Genomic DNA, 17,868 nt, shown 5'->3' on the forward strand with positions numbered 1-17,868 from the left:
GCTTTCCAGCTTGTGTTACTTGCCTGAAAGGTGCCGCCGAAGCGGCACTTTTTTACCTTACTTAACGCAGCGTTAGTGCCACTGCTTGAAGCGACGCATGTAGAACGTTTTCATGCCCTGAGCCACGCAGCAGTAGGCGAGCAGGGTAGCCACCAGCCACGGGAAGTACTGCCACGGCAGCGCCTGCAGCCCAACCAACGGCCCGAGCGGAGAGAACGGTACGTAAATCCCAATCGCCATAATCAGCCCGGTCATCATGAGTACCGGCCAGGCGGCAGTGCTCTGAATGAACGGAATTTTCTGGGTACGCAGCATGTGCACCACCAGCGTCTGCGACAGCAGGCCTTCAACGAACCAGCCGGACTGGAACAGGGTCTGCATGTGCTCGCTGTTGGCGCTGAACACAAACCACATCAGCGCGAAGGTGGTCATGTCAAAAATGGACGACGTCGGGCCAATCCAGACCATGAAGCGGCCAATGTTTTTGGCATCCCACTTGCGCGGCTTGCTCAGGAACTCTTTGTCCGTTTTGTCCCACGGCAGCGCGAGCTGGGAAATGTCGTACATCAGGTTTTGCAGCAGCAGCTGGATCGCAAGCATCGGCAGGAACGGGATGAATGCGCTGGCGACCAGCACCGAGAACACGTTGCCGAAGTTGGAGCTGGCGGTCATGTTCAGGTACTTCATGATGTTGCCAAAAGTCTCGCGGCCTTTGATCACGCCTTCTTCCAGCACCATCAGGCTCTTTTCCAGCAGGATGATGTCGGCGGATTCCTTGGCAATATCGGTGCCGCTGTCGACCGAGATACCGACGTCGGCATCGCGCAGGGCTGGGGCGTCGTTAATCCCGTCGCCCAGGAAGCCCACGGTATGGCCGTTGGCCTGCAGCGCCTTCAGCACGCGAGACTTCTGCAGCGGCGTCAGCTTGGCAAACACGGTGCGCTCTTCCACCAGCTGCTGGAGGGAGGCGTCGCTCAGTTGCTCAATCTGCGGGCCGAGTACCGGCTCACCCGGCTCCAGCCCGACCTGGCGGCAGATGCGGGTGGTGACGATGGCGTTATCGCCGGTCAGCACTTTTACCGCTACGCCAATGTCCATCAGAGCAGCAATTGCCGGGCCTGCACTCTCTTTCGGTGGATCGAGGAAGGTGAGGAAACCGCGGATAATCAGGTCATGCTCATCGTCGGTGCCGTACTGTTTTTTCGCCTCGGCTTTAGGAATATCGCGAGTGGCCACCACCAGGACGCGGAAACCGTCTTTGTTGTAGTCATTGGTCATTGCCAGCATGGCGTCACGGCGCTGATTATCCAGCGCGACTACCTTGCCGTTCTCTTCCATGTGGGTGGCAATGCTCAGCATCTCTTCCACGGCGCCTTTGCACACCAGCAGGTGATTGCTCTGGCTGTCCTTCACCACAATCGACAGGCGGCGGCGGACGAAATCAAACGGCATCTCGTCGACTTTGCTGTAGCCCTGCGGTTTGACGAAGTTTGGCTCATTGTCAGAGAAGTAAATGACTGCCTGATCCATCAGGTTTTTGATGCCGCTTTGGTGGTAGCTGTTCAGCCAGGCCAGCCCCAGCACGGACTCGTTTTTCTGGCCGTTGGTGCCCACGTGATGCTCGAGGATGATCTTATCCTGCGTCAGCGTCCCGGTTTTGTCGGTGCACAGCACGTCCATTGCGCCCAGGTTCTGGATAGCGTTCAGGCGCTTAACCACCACTTTACGCTTCGCCATAGCCACCGCGCCTTTGGCGAGGTTGGCGCTGACGATCATCGGCAGCATTTCAGGCGTTAACCCTACGGCTACCGCCAGAGCAAACAGCAGGGCATCCCACCATTCGCCTTTCAGCAGGCCGTTAATCAGAAACACCACAGGCACCATCACCAGCATAAAGCGGATCAGCAGCCAGCTGACGCTGTTCACGCCGCGGTCGAAGGCCGTTTGTGCGCGGCTGCCGACAATCGCTTTAGCCAGCGAGCCAAAGTAAGTCCGTGGCCCGGTTGCTACCACCACCGCCTGCGCGGTACCGCTGACCACGTTGGTGCCCATAAAGCAGATGTTCGGGATATCCAGCAGGTTTTCGCTGTCGATCGCCTTATCGTGCGCGGACTTTTGCGCCACGTCGCCCAGGGTGTCGTATTTCTCAATCGGCAGCGCTTCACCGGTCAGCACGGCCTGGCTGATAAACAGATCCCGGGACTCAATGAGGCGCACGTCTGCCGGGATCATGTCCCCCGCATAGAGCTGCACGATGTCGCCCACGACCAGTTCGCGCATCGGGATTTCACGCGGGGTTCCTTTTTGCCCTGCGTGTTCACGACGCACAACCGTGGCGGTGGTGCGAACCATCGCTTTCAGCGCCTCGGCAGACTTCGCCGAGCGGTGTTCCTGCCAGAAACGCACCAGGCCGCTGAGCGCCACCATGGTGCCGATGATAGTCACCGTCGTCAGGTCGCCGTCTTCGCCGTGGCTGGTGGGCAGCCAGTAATCGGTAAAGAAGCTGATCCCGGCGAGAATGCCGAGCACGTAGATAAATGGGTTATTAAATGCCATCAGCAGCTGAACCAGCGCGTGAGGCGGCTTGTCATGGGCAACTTCGTTCAGGCCATCCCGCTCCAGCCGGGCGCTGGCGTGGGCTTCCTGCAGACCTTCCCGGGTGGTGTTCAGGTTGACCAGGGTTTCTGCGATGCCGTTTTTGGCTTCCTGGGCGGCACGCATAGACAGCGTGCTTTTTTTATTACGGTTCTTGGTTTGTACAGTCATGGTGGTGCTCCTGTCGCCGGACGGCAGCAGACTCTTTAAGGTAAACGCCAGATTAAGGGCGACCGAAAATAGCCCGATGTCGCATGAGCGATCGGTTTTAAATTAATTTCGCACAGGGTTTCTCACTATTTATTTATTAAAAATAAACAGGTAAGAAATTTATATTTTCTTTTCTCGGGACGTGTTTATTCCTGCTGAGAAATATGCCAGAAGGCATCAGCGAATAAACAGGTACCAGCAGTGACGTAACTCAGCGAGGCGCACGGAAGCGGGCTGCGGCATAGCGCGCAGACGAACCTACGGCGTAACGGCTGAATCAGGCTACGAAGGGTCGACTTTGAGGGTCTTCGCCATCAGAGAAGCTGCAACGACGCTCCAGCTGGCCGGTGACAGGACTGACACGCCAGTTAGTGATGCGTTGATTCAACTCACTGATTTTCGAAGAGAAAATTGAGTTTGACTGTTTTTTGCGTGCGGACAACACCCGATCGCGGGGCGGCCGGACACGCAGCGTTGATGTCACTGTTTTGACACCAGGAAAAAGGGTAGATTTGAAGTTCATAACACACCTCGGGACCGTGAAAACCCTGGTCGAGGTGGGACAACACGAGAGCATCAGGCTCCGGCGAGACACACCAAAACGAAGAAGTGATCACAATCGATTTCATGTTTACTTTCCCGAACCGCCATTAAGGCCATGTTCGGGCAGCTACTAAATTCAGTATCCATTAGTCTCTTATGTCAGGTTAGGAAAGGCCGCAACTTCGGCCCGTGAAATCTACCCATGGGCAGTACTATTGTCAACCCGCCAGTGGAAATTAAATGTGTTCGTTTATATTTCAGTGAGGGAATATTGAGGGAAGAGAATAAAGGATATTTTTTATCTCACTCCCTGAGTTGTGTTTTTTTCTAACTTGTAAACGGCCTGGGGGATCGCCGTCATTCCCCCGAAACCCGGTGTTCTCGTTACTGACCCTCACCCTAACCCTCTCCCTGGAAGGGAGAGGGAACAAATCGAGCACTCCAGAAAGGGAGAGGGAACAGATTACGTATTGTTCTGACCTGCAGTTTTCTCCCTCGCCCCTTTGGGGAGAGGGCCGGGGTGAGGGGAGGATTTGTGCCCGATTCTTGTTTAGACGAGAGATATCGTCACCATTAATATTTTCCTTAAACTAAATCAAAACTTGCGGGCAAAGCCGGTTTTTGCCCCTCGCGCTTTGATTTGAAACAAAATTTAACGCTTATAGCGGTTCATCTGCTGCGTTAGTGTGATAAAAATCACATTAAGACGGCAGTGGAACTGCGGTCGACAACCCGTTTTTGTTTCAGTTGAAAGTTAGGTCGAACGTTATGGATGCGAAACCAACTCGCAGCCCCGGCGGCAAAATTGCGCTGTGGCTGTTCTATGCTTTTTGTTTGTACATCGTTTGGGCGATGGTGCGTTATTTTTGGGTCGTCAGTGGGGTAACCAGCGGCGATTTAGGCACCTTTAGCGGTAAACTCCTCGGGGCGCTGATGGGGTTGCTGGTGCTCGGGTCCGTTGCGGCGGTGCTGGGCTGGATAGCATGGTACACAAGGCCGCGTGCTTATCCCGTTCGCGCCAGAGAAAACCGGCTGCGTTGAAACCAGATTGCCCGATGAGCCACCTGCTTTTGCGTGGCTCTGGCTGTATACCTTCCCGCTGTAAAACTTCCGCTGAAGCCAGCCTATTTATTTCATGCTCTTTCCCGGCATCATTTAATTTTTCTCTGCGCTGCAATACTATTTATTCCTCATTAAAAAGAAGGTTTATCGTATTTATATAACTGTGCGTAAAGTCACGTTTGTTATTTTTCGAACTGTCTACACTGCGGGGAGATTTATGGGGAAAACTATGCACATTTATATTGTTCGAATCATAACGTTTGTTCGCACTATGTTGCCGATGTTCGGCAGCAGGGCGCGCGTTTGGTTGAATAATAGCTGCTGGTTTAATAGCGTGAGCGAACTGGAAAAAGACGACGTCGTTTATTCTGATTCGCTGGATAATGTTTGTGCCGTAAATTGGTCCCGGCTCTGGTGCAGCGCCGGCGTTCTATATCATTCACTTCGCTATTCGCATTCTCCGTCCTTAAAAAAGGAACATACCGCTCTGCGTCCGCGCCGCCTGGCCGTTCGCAAACGCTATGAACTTTCGTTCCTGTGCCGTATTTCCAGCCTGCATCAGCTGATGATGTGTCTTCACGCCGGCGGTGATGCCGGAGACGCCGCGATGCTGGCCCATGTTCGCCCCCAAAGCACAATGCGCTTTTCAGCCATTGTGCTTTTTTTATTGCCTTTCTTCAGCCAGATAAGGAGTTGTTATGTATATCGTTTGTGTTGCAGCTTGCCCTACGGGCATCGCCCATACCTACATGGCTGCGGAGGCCCTGGCCCTGGTGGGTCAGCAGCGTGGGCATGAAGTGAAAGTCGAAACCCAGGGCAGCATGGGCGTTGAAAACGAAATTACCGCCGACGATCTTGCCCGGGCCAATGCGGTGATTCTCGCGGCGGATGTGGCGATTACCGGCAAAGAACGTTTTGACGGCATGATGAAACTGGAGTGCAGCGTGGCCGATCCTATCAAGTTTGGCGAGGCCGTGTTTGAGGCGATAGAGGCGGAGATAGCACATGGCTAAATTCAGGGCTGAGGCGGGGATGTCGACCGGCAAAGAGGTCAAAAATGCCATCATGACCGGGGTGTCATGGATGCTGCCGTTTGTCATTGCCGGGGCGGTGATCATGGGCATCGCGCGCATCGGTGCTTCGCTCTACGGCATCGAAAATATCTGGGATGCCAGCCACGCTCAGGCGGCGAGCATCATTGTGCAGATGCTGCATAAATTCGACGGATTTGGTGGCCTGGCGCTGTCGCTGATGCTGCCGGTGGTCGCCGGGTATATCAGCTTTGCCATCGCCAATAAGCCGGGGCTGGCGCCGGGGATGGTGGGCGGCTTACTGGCCAGCAGCCTCGGAACCGGGTTTCTTGGGGCGCTCGCCGCCGGTTTTGTTGCGGGATACATCGTGCGGGCGCTGGCAACCTGGGTCAAACTGCCTGCTGCGCTGGCCTCGGCTGGCCCTATTTTTATCCTGCCCGTAGGCGGCACGCTGCTGACCTGCATGGTGATGGCTTTTATTATCGGTGGCCCGCTGGCGGCGCTGAATCACGGGATGGAAACCTGGCTGCTGGCGATGTCCGGGACGAACAAAATCATTCTGGCAGCCGTCGTGGGCGGGATGGTGGGTTTTGACCTGGGCGGCCCGGTGAACAAGGCGGCGGTAATCACCGCCATGGCGCTGCTGGCTTCCGGGATTTACGACCCCAACACCGCCGCGCAGGTGGCGATTATCGTCCCGCCGATTGGCCTCGGGGTTGCAACGCTCATCTGGGCTAAGCGCTTCCCGGCTTCGCTGCGCGAGGCGGGCAAGGCTTCGATGCTGATGGGCCTGATTGGCGTATCTGAAGGGGCGATTCCTTTCGCGCTGGCAAACCCCAAAATTATCGTCATCAATGTGGTTGGCTCAGCCACCGGGGCCGCGCTGGCCGTCGGACTGGGTGCGGTAAACCATGCGCCGATTTCGGGTTTTTACGGCTGGCTGGCGGTAGATAAATGGCCCATTTATGTGCTGTCTATTGCTGTCGGCGCGGGGATTATTGCCGTGGGATCGTTATTAGTGTTTCGGGCTGAAACTGTCGTTGAAAATAAACCTTCGGCTGCCGTGCCTAAATTTAAAGTAGGGCGCTAGCCGCCCGGTTCATTTATTTCAGGCCGTATGGGCTGCGTTTTTACGGTATTTCATGCCGGGGATAACTCCGCCTTAAATGTGCCTCATCAGCCGCTAATAAGGTGAAATTATGAAGACTGTGCATTTAATTCAGCACACGCACTGGGACAGAGAGTGGTATTTCACCGAGAACGACTCAAAAATCGTGCTCTATTATTTTATGCTGGATTTAATCACCCGGCTGGAACAAGACGAAGCGCTGGGGCCGTTTATTCTGGATGGCCAAACGGTGATGCTGGAGGATTTTTTACAGGTGGCGCCAGAGCACCTGGCTCGTCTGCAAAAATTGATTGCCGACGGGCGGGTACTGATTGGCCCGTGGTATACCCAAAGTGATTTCCTGGTGGTGGGTGCGGAGTCGATAACCCGCAATTTGCTGCTTGGGCTGGCGGACTGTAAAGCCTGGGGGAGCTACATGCCGGTGGGCTATGTGCCAGACTCTTTCGGGCAAAGCGCGCAGTTGCCGATGTTTCTAAGCGAGTTCGCCATTGACAGCGCAGTGCTCTGGCGCGGGTGGTGCGAGCATGATGTGCCGACCAGCGAATTTTGCTGGCAGGCACAGGGCGGGCAGCAGGTGCTCACCGCCGTGCTTCCCTGGGGTTACGGCTGCGCGAAGTGGCTGCCTACGGCATCGCAGGAACTGGCTGAACAATTACCGCCGATCCTGGAAAAACAGGGGCGTTTTTCCGCCACGAATCACCTCCTGCTCCCCAACGGCAACGATCAGTCGCCGTTCGAATATGCGGTGCCAGGGGCGCTGGAAAAACTGAATGCCAGCCAGAGCGAATACCAGTTCAGGCGCAGTAGCTTCAGCGATTTCTTCGCCGCTCTGCGGGACGACGAGCACACCCTGCCTGTTTTGCGCGGCGAGCTTCTCAGCCCCAAATACATGCGTATTCATCGCGGTATTTTCTCTACCCGAATGGATATCAAGCAGCTTAATGCCTCGCTGGAACAGTTTGTCAGCCAGACGCTGGAGCCCTTGCTGGCGCTCAACTGGCGGCTCGGGCTGCCTTATCCGCAGCAGGCGGTGGAGCACATCTGGCGGGAAGCGATGCAATCTCACGCCCACGACAGCATCGGCGGCTGTAATTCAGACCGCGTTAACCAGATGGTTAAGGGGCGTTTGCAGTCCGGCAAAGAGAGTGCCGGGCAGCTGTTTGAGCTGAACATGAAAATGCTTGCGGAAGGGATTACCGCGAGCCAGCAGGGTAAAAAAATCGTGGTCTTTAACCCGCTACCCGCGCGGCGCGATACGCAGCTGAGCCTCACGCTTTATACCCCGGAAGAGGACTTCCGCATCGTGGATAGCGAGGGCGATCCGTGCCGCTGGCAACTGCTGCACGAAGAGCTTCAGGACATGTCGCAGGTGGTGCAGGAGCTTTCCAACAGCACCACAACCACCTGGTATCGTAAATGCCATATTTTGCTGGAGGCGAAGGCGCTGCCGGCCTGTGGCTACACGACCTTTTACCTGCAGGAAGGGGAAGCCGCCGGGTTTGATAAACCGGCCGGGGAGATTGACTGCCTGGAAAACGCCTGGCTGCGGCTGGAGCATAAAGCCGGAGAGCTTACGCTGACCGATAAACGCACGGGCGAAGTCTACCCGCACATCCTTCGGCTGGTCGATGGCGAAGACGCGGGGGACAACTATAACTATTCGCCGCCGACGGTTGACTGGAAGATTAACAGCGAAGGCTGCCTGCAGCAGGCCAAGCTGACGCGCGGCGTGCTCAAAGACACCCTGCAGCTAACGCTGCACATTCCTGCCCCGGCTGATGCCGATGGACGCGAGGCCAGGCGGTTTGATGCCCGGCTGGACGTGGTAATGACCATCTCCCTGCCGCATGAAAGCGCCTGGCTGGATGTTGTCGTTGACGTTAACAACACGCTGCGTGACCACCGTTTGCAGATTGAACTGCCCACCGGTTTATATCAGTCGACCCATTTTGCCGATCAGCCTTTTGGCCTGATAGAACGTGACAATATCCCTCGTAAGCTCGAGATCTGGCAGCAGGAAAACTGGACGGAAGCGCCTGCCTCACTGTGGCCGATGCAGAGCCTGGTGATGATGTACCACGCGCGGCGCGGCCTCGGCGTGGTGACCGCCGGGCTGCGGGAGTACGAAATTCCTGTCGGGCAGCCTGATACGCTGGCGATTACCTTGTTCCGCAGCATGGGCTGGCTCGGACGGCCCTCGCTGGAATGGCGGCCTGGACGGGCATCTGGCATGGTGCTGCCTGCTCCTGACTCGCAAATACCCGGTCATCACTCGTTTCACCTGGCCGTCATGCCGATGGATAACGGGCAAAGCCCGGCGTTCTGGCAGGCCGTCGAGCAGTGGCGTACCCCGGCTTCGGGCTACCTGGATTCTGGCTGGTCGCGTTTTCGCACCAACCCCCACGGGAAATCCTTCCCGCCGCACTTCAGCGTCTTGAGCTGGGAAAGCCCCCTGCATTTCAGCACCCTGAAAAAAGCGCAAAACGAAGAGGCGTTAGTGCTCAGGGGCTGGAACCCAGGCCTGACGCCGCTCAAAAACGTTCCTCCGACAGCAAACGGCACGCTGGAGCAGGTCACGCTAGCGGAAATTCCGGCCACGCCAACAGGCGCTGTCGAAGCAAGTACGCCGGTTTCCTGGCTCATTCGCTCATTTGAATAAGGCGCAATCCCTATGCAGACATTGTTATTTCGTTGCCCGCTGGTGAATGGACTTCACGCCAGGCCCGCAAGCGCGCTTGAGCGGCAGGCTTCACGCTTTGTTTCCTCGGTGACGCTAGTGAACCAGACTAAGTCACGCCAGGGTGATGCCAAGAGCGTCCTGGCGCTGGTGGGGGCGGATGTTGCCGCTGGCGATGAATGCCAGCTGCTGATTGAAGGCCCGGACGAGCAGGCGGCCTGGCAGGCGCTCGGCCATTTTATTGGGCATGAGTTCGCGCAGTGTGATTCGCCGCTGGCCGCTGCCGTTGAAGAAGAGCAACCGCTGCCGGTGTTCCTTTCCCGAAGTGCATCCCCTGTTTGGCAAGGGAAGGGCGTTAGTCCGGGGGCGGCGCTGGCAAAGGCCGTTTTTGTTGAGCAGATCGATCTCCACGCGCTGGCGCTGCGGCACGATGAAGAACCTTTTCCTCTGCAGCAACAGCGACTGATTGTCGCCCTGCAGGCTGCGCGGATGCGTTTACGGGACGATATCAGCCAGCAAGCGGATGAAGCGGCGCAGATTCTGGATGCGCAAAGTCAGCTGCTGGAGGATGAAACCGTTGAAGAGTGCCTGCTGGACGAGCATGACGCCCGCAATACGCTGGCCGCGTTGGCAAAAGCGCTGGACGTACTGCGGGAGCCTTTCCGGCAAAGCGACAGCGAATATCTCCGCCAGCGGGAGTTGGATGTTTTTGACCTGGGGCTGAGGATTGCGGCCGAACTGACCGGCAATCCGTGGCTGGGGCTGCCGCAACTGGATGAAGACGGGCTGGTGATTGGTGATGGCGTGCTGACGCCGGGCCAGTTGCTCATGCTGCAAGGGCCATTTCTGCGGGGGATTGTGATGCCGACAGGCGGCGAAACGTCCCATACCGCAATACTCGCCCGAGCGTTTGCGACGCCGCTATTGTGCCTGGCCTCGACGAAGCCGCTCTTTGCCGCAGGAGCAGGGGCATACTTGCTGGGCGCCGGACACGGGTTTGTGCTGGCGGCACCCGATGACGTGGCGCAGCGCTGGTACGCGCTGGAATGCAAAAAGTATGCTGCTGAACCCGTAAGCGAGGAAGCGGGCATGTTCAGCCCGGCGCTGGTGTTTCTGGATGAAAAGCTTCATGACAAGCATGAGGTGATTAAACGGCTGACGGATAACCTTGACGTTCAGGGACGGGCGCTTTCTGCGACGCTCGCCGAGCAGGCCATCTGGCAGCGTGAAGCGGTCTTTACCACCGCGCTGGGCTTTTCCATCGCCATTCCGCACTGTAAGTCTGCCGCGATCTCCCGCAGCAGTATTTCCGTCCTGCGGCTGGCAGATCCGCTGGACTGGGGAGACGGCGTGGCGGTGCGGCTGGTGATTATGCTGACGCTCAGCGAGCAGGAGCAGGCGCAGCATATGCGGATATTCTCAGTTTTAGCCCGACGGCTGATGCATGAATCCTTCCGAGAGAGGCTGCTGGCCGCGGCAACGACGCAGGCCGTGGTGGATGTGTTCCGCGAGGAAGTCATAATCTTGTCATAAATCTGGTTATACTCAGACTGGCGCTTTTCACGAGAAGGGGAGTACGTGTATGCCGATTGCCCGCTGGCAGCAGCAGTTTGAGAACTATTTGATTGAGAACTGGGCGCAGGATGACAAAGCCCATGACGTGGCGCATTTTCGGCGCGTATGGAAAACCGCCCAGCATATTATGGAAGGGACGGAGGCGGACAGGCTGGTGGTGCTGACCGCCTGCTACTTCCACGACATTGTTAACCTGCCCAAGAACCACCCGGAGCGGCATCTGGCCTCAACGCAGGCGGCGCAGGAGACGCTGCGTATTCTGGAAACGCACTTCCCGGACTTCCCCCGCGAGCTGTATGACGATGTAGCCCATGCGGTGCGGGCCCACAGTTTCAGCGCGGCTATTGCGCCGCAGACGCTGGAAGCGAAAGTAGTGCAGGATGCGGACAGGCTGGAATCGTTGGGCGCGATAGGCCTGGCGCGGGTGTTTTATGTTTCCGGCGCGCTGGGGCGTTCGCTGTTTGACAGCGACGATCCGCTGGCCGATCGCCGTGAACTGGACGATACGCAGTATTCGGTGGACCATTTCCAGAAAAAGCTTCTGCGCCTGCCGGAGTCAATGCAAACCGAAGCCGGGCGCGCACTGGCGCGGCACAATGCGGATTTCCTCGTCGGCTATATGGCAAAGCTGTGCGCCGAGTTGAAAGGCGACTACCTGCAGGTGGACGAGCAGGTCCTGCAGCGTTTTAAATCACAGGCTTAATCCTTCCGGCCCGCAGTCCATTCTGCGGGCTGTTTTCATTTTTTCTGGGTCAAATCGGTGATACAGTTTCACTCCCTTTTCCCATTTTTGGTTCACGATGAACGATCTTGACGCGATAGCAGAACACCTCTCCCTTCAGGCACAGCGCCACAAACAAACTCAACAAGAAGAAGACAATGCGCTGGTCAGCCGTTTACTTGAAATCTACGATCAAAAAACCGTTGCGCTCCGCCTGCGTCAGGTGGGAGGCGACTGGACGCGTGAGTCCCTGAACCGCTGGTATAACGGCAAGTCTGCGCCTCGTGGTTTAACCGAAGTGGAAGTGCAGATGCTGCAAAGTATGCTGCCGTCGCCGCCGGCGCATCACGGGCGCTATGCTTTTCGTTTTATCGACCTGTTTGCCGGGATAGGCGGGATCCGCAGCGGCTTTGAGGCCATCGGCGGCCAGTGCGTGTTTACCAGCGAATGGAATAAATACGCGGTTAGGACCTACAAGGCAAACTGGTACTGCGACCCGACGCAGCACCAGTTTAATGAAGACATCCGCGACGTGACGCTCAGCAACCGTGGCGACGTCACGGACGAGCAGGCGACGGCCCACATCCAGGCCACGCTGCCCGACCATGATGTGCTGCTGGCAGGTTTCCCCTGCCAGCCGTTTTCTCTGGCTGGCGTGTCGAAGAAAAACGCCCTTGGGCGCGCGCACGGTTTTGCCTGTGAAACGCAGGGCACGCTGTTCTTCGACGTGGCGCGGATCATTGCCGCCAAACGTCCCCCGGTTTTTGTGCTGGAGAACGTTAAGAACCTGAAGAGCCATGATAAAGGCAATACGTTCCGCATTATCATGCAGACCCTGGACGAGCTGGGTTACGACGTGGCTGATGCCGCGGTTTCCGGGCGTGACGATCCGAAAATTGTCGACGGTAAAAATTTCCTGCCCCAGCACCGGGAACGCATTGTGCTGGTCGGCACGCGCCGCGATTTGAAACTGGATACGGCGGTGACGTTGGCGAAACTGAGCGAATTCTATCCGGCTCGTCGCCCGACCTTTGGCGAGCTGCTGGACGATGAGGTTGACGCGAAATATGTGCTGACCCCAACGCTGTGGAAATACCTCTATAACTACGCGAAGAAGCATCAGGCCAAGGGCAACGGCTTTGGTTACGGCCTGGTTGACCCGAAAAACCCGGCAAGCGTAGCAAGAACGCTGTCGGCTCGTTATTTCAAAGATGGCGCGGAGATCCTGGTCGATCGCGGCTGGGACATGGCGCTGGGCGAGGCAGATTTTAACCATCCTGATAACCAGGTGAACAGGCCGCGTCGCCTGACGCCGCGCGAGTGCGCCAGGCTGATGGGGTTTGAAGCGCCGAAAGGGAAAGCGTTCCGCATCCCGGTGTCTGACACTCAGGCTTATCGCCAGTTTGGTAACTCCGTCGTCGTTCCCGCGTTTGCCGCGGTGGCTAAACTGCTGGAGCCGGTGATCAAGCAAGCGGTGAAAAAGCGCTAAGCGGAGAAAGAAATGGCGGATGTACACAGCAAGGCGATACGCAGTAAAAACATGCGGGCGATTGCCACGCGTGACACCGCCATTGAAAAACGTCTGGCCGGGCTGCTGGCAGAGTGCGGGTTTAGCTTTCGCGTGCAGGATGCCGCACTGCCCGGCAAACCTGATTTTGTGGTGGATGAATACCGCTGCGTTATCTTTACCCCCGGCTGTTTCTGGCATCATCACGACTGCTATTTGTTTAAAGTCCCGGCCACGCGCACCGAGTTCTGGCTGGAAAAAATAGGCCGCAACGTTGTGCGGGATAAGCGAGACACGGCGCTTTTGCTGGCGCAGGGCTGGCGAGTTTTAATTGTCTGGGAATGCGCGCTGCGTGGCCGTGAGAAAATGCAGGATCGGGCGCTGTGTGAACGGTTAGAAGAGTGGATTTGCAGCGGCGGGCGTAGCGCGGAAATTAACGTGACCGGGATTCATCAGCGACACGACAGTGGCCAGCAGAGGCTGGCCACTGACTAACTATTTTTCGACTTCACACGTCTCAATCACCGGTTTGGCCGGGAACAGGTATTTACCCAGCGTGACCAGCACCACGGCAAAAATAATAATCCCTAGCGCCAGCCATTCAATCGCCGACAGGCTTTCCCCCGCAAAGGTGGTGCCCAGCAGCACGGCCACAACCGGGTTGACGTAGGCATAGCTGGTCGCCACCGCCGGGGAGACATTTCGAATCAGGTACATATAGGCGCTGATGGAGATCATCGAGCCAAACAGCGCGAGATAGCCCAGCGCCAGCCAGCCGGAGGTGTCCGGCATCGTTGTCAGCCGTTCGCCGGTGAGCGCCGCAAGGCTGAGCGCCACAATCCCGGCTGCCAGCATTTCCACCGCGCCCGCCATCATGCCTTCGGGCAGTTCGATGCGCGACCCGTAAACCGATCCAAACGCCCAGCTCAGGGAGCCAATAAGAATTAAAACAGCGCCGAATGGGTTACCGCTGAGATTGCCGCCGCTGTTCAGCAGCACAATACCCGCGAGGCCAATGGCAATGCCGAGCCACTCCAGCTTGCGCGTTTTAATGCCGAACAGGCGGCTGAAGCAGAGGGTAAACAGCGGCACGGTGGCGACCATGACGGCGGCAATGCCGGAAGGGACGTGCTGGTGCTCGGCCACCGTGACGCAGCCGTTGCCGATGGCCAACAGAAGCACGCCGATAAGGGCGGCGTTAAGCGTCGGGCGCAGCTTGGGCAGCTTGTGGCCGCGAAGCAGGAGAATGCCCATCAGCAGCGAACCCGCAAGCATAAAGCGCGTACCGGCGAGGATAAACGGCGGCCAGGTTTTTACCCCGATAGCCAGCGCCAAATAGGTTGAACCCCAGATGATGTACAACGCAAACAGCGCCGCTATCAGCGGCACTAATTGACCAGAACGAGCTCGCATAATCCCTCACCAGACACCAATTTCAGGCCGACAGTTAACGCCAAAAGTGGGCGGATAGCGAGCTTTATACTTGTTGATGTAATGTTAATTTTTATTGACAAGCGCGGCGATTTTTCGCGGCGCGCTTTTTGCTTCATACTCTTGGGTATCGACATCAATAAGGACAGATATTTTGGCTGGAAGTAGCTTACTCACTTTGCTCGACGACATCGCCACGCTGCTGGACGACATTTCAGTTATGGGCAAACTCGCGGCAAAAAAAACGGCAGGCGTCCTGGGCGATGACCTCTCGCTGAATGCTCAGCAGGTTTCTGGCCTGCGCGCGAATCGGGAACTGCCTGTCGTCTGGAGCGTGGCAAAAGGATCGTTTCTAAATAAGCTTATCCTGGTGCCTCTGGCACTGGTTATTAGCGCCTTCGCGCCCTGGGCAATTACGCCGCTGCTGATGGTGGGCGGAGCGTTTTTATGTTTTGAAGGCGTGGAAAAAGTACTGCACAGCCTGCGGGCGAGAAAGCGCAAAGAAAGCGCGGAGGAAAAGCAGGCGAGGCTGGAGGCCGTTGCCGCCCAGGACCCGCTGGCCTTTGAAAAAGATAAGGTGAAAGGCGCGGTGCGCACGGACTTTATTCTTTCGGCGGAAATCGTCGCCATCACGCTTGGCATTGTGGCGGAAGCGCCGCTGCTAAATCAGGTATTAATCCTGGCAGGAATAGCCATTCTGGTGACTATCGGCGTGTACGGCCTGGTCGGGATGATTGTGAAAATTGACGATCTCGGATACTGGCTGGCGGATAAGCGTGCGGCGCTGGCACAGGCGGTGGGAAAAGGGCTGCTTATTCTTGCTCCCTGGCTAATGAAAACCCTCACGTTTGTCGGGACGCTGGCGATGTTCCTCGTCGGCGGCGGTATCCTGGTGCACGGCGTGCCCGTGCTTCATCACGGCATTGAGCAATGGATGGGGCAGTTTGGCGGCGTGGTTGAGCTTGCCGGTCCGACGCTTGCCAACCTGGTGCTCGGCTTTATTGCGGGCGGTGTTGTGCTGCTGGTGGTGAACGGCATAAATCACCTTCGCGGGAGCGCTTCACACTAAGTTCGAGATGAAAAATAACGCTTTAGTCAGGAAAAAACGCTGACCATTGACTATACCTTTAGAGGTTTTCACCCCTAACGCCGGAGGCGGCTATGGTTTATGTGGTCAGCGATGAAGTCCGGCGTAAGAACGGCGGTCCACGCATGATTGTCACGGGTTATTCCAGTGGCATGGTGGAGTGCCGTTGGTACGACGGATACGGCGTAAAGCGCGAGGCGTTTCGTGAGGATGACCTTGCGCCAGCGGAAACCAGAGAGCATCAGCAGGCGTGATGTGTCTGGTTTTTTAACGGAACCCGGCTATGCCGGGTTTTTTTATCCTCGACTAAGGCGCTTTTCGGCAGGCCAGCTTCGACAAAGCGCTGTCGCGGTGGCAAAATCTGTAAAGACTTCATTCTTCCGGGGTTTTCGGAAGGAATTGATAACCGCGGCCGGGTCGTCCGCCAGGGAGGATCCCCCTTGATCGGTACTACATTTGAGCGGTTTATCAGCCGCTATAAAAGACCGCAGCGGGTGGTAAACCTCTGTTTTATTGTTGTGTTTCTATGCTCAACGCTGCTGACCTGGCGTGAAGTGGCGGTGCTGGAGTCCGCCTATATTTCTAACCAGCGTAACAGCCTCGATAATATTGCCACCGCGCTGGATCGGCAGCTGCAGCACAGCATTGATAGCCTGCTGTTTTACCGCAACACCATGCATTATGCGCTGCAGTCTCCTATTTCCACCGATATTTCACGTCAGGCGTTGGCGGATTTTGCCGTCCAGCGAACGCAGCCTTACTGGCAATTAAAGCTGGATCTTAATCGCGGGATGCCGATTAACGGCGTTTCCGACGAGTTTGTCAGCCACAGCAACGTGCTCGACCGCGATGAGCGCTGGCTTTATCCTGAGCTGGAGGCGGCGCTGGAGTTCAGCTACATCATGCAGCTTGCCGACGACAAGCGAGACCTGCAAAGGCGCGTGTTCTATGCTTCGCGGGCGGGCTTTTTCCTCTCAAGTACGCCCCCGGAAAACGATCCGGGCCTTGTGTCACTCTATTATCGGCTCATTGCTCAGCCCTATTTTGGCGCTCAGTCGCCGCAAAATAACCCAGGCCGTGGCCTGCAGTGGACGCATACCTATAACCCAGTCAGTCCAAATGGGCAGATTATTACCGCGGCTGTACCGCTGGATCTGAATCAGCGCTGGTATGGCGTGCTGGCGATGGATTTTCCCGTCAGCGGGATGCATGCATTCCTTCAGGAACTGTCTCACGATCGCTATGAAGGCACCGTGATGCTGTTTGACAGGCATTTCTCGCTCATTGCCACCGCGGCGAACAGCGCGCCGCAGGCGCCGGTGTTTAGCGCCAAACAGCAGGCTGAGATTGCCCGCTCCATGGAAAGCGGAGAAGAAGGCGAGCTGCGGATGGACAGCCGTTTCGTGACGTGGGCGAAGCTGATGAACTTTGACGGCGTGCTGATTAAAGTGCATACCCTCGGCGAGGGCGTGCAGGGAGAATTTGGTCGAATCAGCATTGTGCTAACGCTGCTCTGGCTGCTCTTTACGCTGATGTTGTTCATCTCATGGCGGGTGATTCGGCGGCTGGTGAGCAATATGTTGACGCTGCAGCAAACGCTGAGCTGGCGCGCAAATTACGATACCCTGACCCGGCTCTACAACCGCGGCGCCTTCTTCGATATTGCTCACGGAATGGCGCTGGACTGCCAACGCGAGGAAAAACCGTTCTCTGTGATCCAGATGGACCTCGATTTCTTTAAAGGCATTAACGATCGCTACGGGCATCACGCCGGCGACAAGGTGTTGTCTCATGCCGCCGCGCTGCTTGCTTCCTCCCTTCGGGAAGAGGATGTTGCCGGGCGCGTGGGCGGGGAAGAGTTCTGCGTGCTGCTTCCAGGCACGAAGCTTCCGGAGGCGGCAGCCGTCGCCGAGCGGATTCGGCACCGCATCAATACCAAAGAGCTGCTTTTGCAGGCCGGACAGACCCTCAAAATCAGCGCCTCGTTTGGCGTGAGCTGCGCCCATGAGCGCCACGATTATGATTTTGAGCATTTGCAGTCCATTGCCGACCGGCGGCTGTACAAGGCGAAGCAGAACGGACGCAACCAGGTTTGCACCCAGGACTGATTTCCCGTCGGGCGTGGCCGCTATATCATATAAGCCCTGCTGATGTTTTATTCGGTTACCGAAGGGGCGGCTCGCTAAAGCAAGCGTAATGTTTTTGTCACGTAGTGGGCGAGGCTGAGGCGCGTTTATTTTTTATTCGCCCCAGTACGGCAGGCGAAATCAGAACGTTCAGTTTAGGATAAATCTTAATTT

Annotated in this window: 14 protein-coding genes; 11 read left to right on the forward strand and 3 right to left on the reverse strand. The window is 56.8% G+C overall.

Translation table 11 applies throughout. The features are described 5' to 3' along the window. Positions 1 to 72 precede the first annotated feature (72 nt). Positions 73 to 2,766 (reverse strand): magnesium-translocating P-type ATPase, encoded by a 2,694-nt coding sequence (gene mgtA / locus ACREYP_RS08325; RefSeq protein ID WP_008458082.1) that lies wholly within the window; start codon positions 2,764 to 2,766, stop codon positions 73 to 75. A 1,350-nt stretch (positions 2,767 to 4,116) separates the two neighbouring features. Here mgtA and drpB point away from each other — a divergent pair. Beyond that, the gene (drpB, locus tag ACREYP_RS08330) at positions 4,117 to 4,389 is read left to right on the forward strand and encodes a cell division protein DrpB (protein ID WP_008458086.1); all 273 of its coding nucleotides are present in this window, start codon (positions 4,117 to 4,119) and stop codon (positions 4,387 to 4,389) included. A 487-nt stretch (positions 4,390 to 4,876) separates the two neighbouring features. Here drpB and ACREYP_RS08335 read toward each other — a convergent pair whose 3' ends face one another. Then, positions 4,877 to 5,029: a hypothetical protein gene (locus ACREYP_RS08335; RefSeq protein ID WP_498881255.1), complete on the reverse strand. Its 153-nt coding sequence runs from the start codon at positions 5,027 to 5,029 to the stop codon at positions 4,877 to 4,879. A gap of 79 nt (positions 5,030 to 5,108) precedes the next feature. Between ACREYP_RS08335 and ACREYP_RS08340 the strand changes: the two genes are divergently transcribed. The 7 genes from ACREYP_RS08340 to ACREYP_RS08370 all read left to right on the forward strand — a co-directional run bounded on the left by ACREYP_RS08340 (position 5,109) and on the right by ACREYP_RS08370 (position 13,545). After that, on the forward strand, positions 5,109 to 5,423 hold the full coding sequence (locus ACREYP_RS08340; protein WP_008458091.1) for a PTS fructose transporter subunit IIB: 315 nt from the start codon (positions 5,109 to 5,111) through the stop codon (positions 5,421 to 5,423). Further along, a complete protein-coding gene (locus ACREYP_RS08345) occupies positions 5,416 to 6,531 on the forward strand; it encodes a PTS fructose transporter subunit IIC (RefSeq protein WP_498881256.1) in 1,116 nt (371 codons plus the stop codon). The genes ACREYP_RS08340 and ACREYP_RS08345 overlap by 8 nt, the downstream gene beginning before the upstream one ends. A gap of 109 nt (positions 6,532 to 6,640) precedes the next feature. Continuing rightward, positions 6,641 to 9,229 (forward strand): glycoside hydrolase family 38 N-terminal domain-containing protein, encoded by a 2,589-nt coding sequence (locus tag ACREYP_RS08350; protein WP_498881257.1) that lies wholly within the window; start codon positions 6,641 to 6,643, stop codon positions 9,227 to 9,229. 12 nt (positions 9,230 to 9,241) lie between these two features. Next, positions 9,242 to 10,780 (forward strand): fructose PTS transporter subunit IIA, encoded by a 1,539-nt coding sequence (locus tag ACREYP_RS08355; RefSeq protein WP_498881258.1) that lies wholly within the window; start codon positions 9,242 to 9,244, stop codon positions 10,778 to 10,780. A gap of 49 nt (positions 10,781 to 10,829) precedes the next feature. Then, positions 10,830 to 11,525: a phosphohydrolase gene (locus ACREYP_RS08360; protein WP_008458100.1), complete on the forward strand. Its 696-nt coding sequence runs from the start codon at positions 10,830 to 10,832 to the stop codon at positions 11,523 to 11,525. Between the two features lie 97 nt (positions 11,526 to 11,622). Beyond that, the gene (locus ACREYP_RS08365; protein ID WP_166872854.1) at positions 11,623 to 13,032 is read left to right on the forward strand and encodes a DNA cytosine methyltransferase; all 1,410 of its coding nucleotides are present in this window, start codon (positions 11,623 to 11,625) and stop codon (positions 13,030 to 13,032) included. 12 nt (positions 13,033 to 13,044) lie between these two features. After that, a complete protein-coding gene (locus tag ACREYP_RS08370; protein WP_498881259.1) occupies positions 13,045 to 13,545 on the forward strand; it encodes a very short patch repair endonuclease in 501 nt (166 codons plus the stop codon). Here the strand turns inward: ACREYP_RS08370 and yedA are convergent, their stop codons facing one another. Further along, positions 13,546 to 14,463 (reverse strand): drug/metabolite exporter YedA, encoded by a 918-nt coding sequence (gene yedA, locus ACREYP_RS08375; protein ID WP_008458105.1) that lies wholly within the window; start codon positions 14,461 to 14,463, stop codon positions 13,546 to 13,548. Between the two features lie 172 nt (positions 14,464 to 14,635). Here yedA and ACREYP_RS08380 point away from each other — a divergent pair, with 172 nt between their 5' ends. From ACREYP_RS08380 to dgcQ, 3 genes are all read left to right on the forward strand, one after another. Next, on the forward strand, positions 14,636 to 15,550 hold the full coding sequence (locus ACREYP_RS08380; RefSeq protein ID WP_008458107.1) for a DUF808 domain-containing protein: 915 nt from the start codon (positions 14,636 to 14,638) through the stop codon (positions 15,548 to 15,550). A 92-nt stretch (positions 15,551 to 15,642) separates the two neighbouring features. Then, complete coding sequence (locus ACREYP_RS08385) at positions 15,643 to 15,822, forward strand: YodC family protein (protein ID WP_008458110.1); 180 nt, start codon at positions 15,643 to 15,645, stop codon at positions 15,820 to 15,822. Between the two features lie 186 nt (positions 15,823 to 16,008). Further along, positions 16,009 to 17,676 (forward strand): cellulose biosynthesis regulator diguanylate cyclase DgcQ, encoded by a 1,668-nt coding sequence (gene dgcQ / locus ACREYP_RS08390; RefSeq protein ID WP_336818035.1) that lies wholly within the window; start codon positions 16,009 to 16,011, stop codon positions 17,674 to 17,676. Positions 17,677 to 17,868 lie beyond the last annotated feature (192 nt).

The organism is Enterobacter sp. TMH.L2, assembly GCF_050847315.1.
Classification (GTDB): Bacteria; Pseudomonadota; Gammaproteobacteria; order Enterobacterales; family Enterobacteriaceae; genus Cedecea.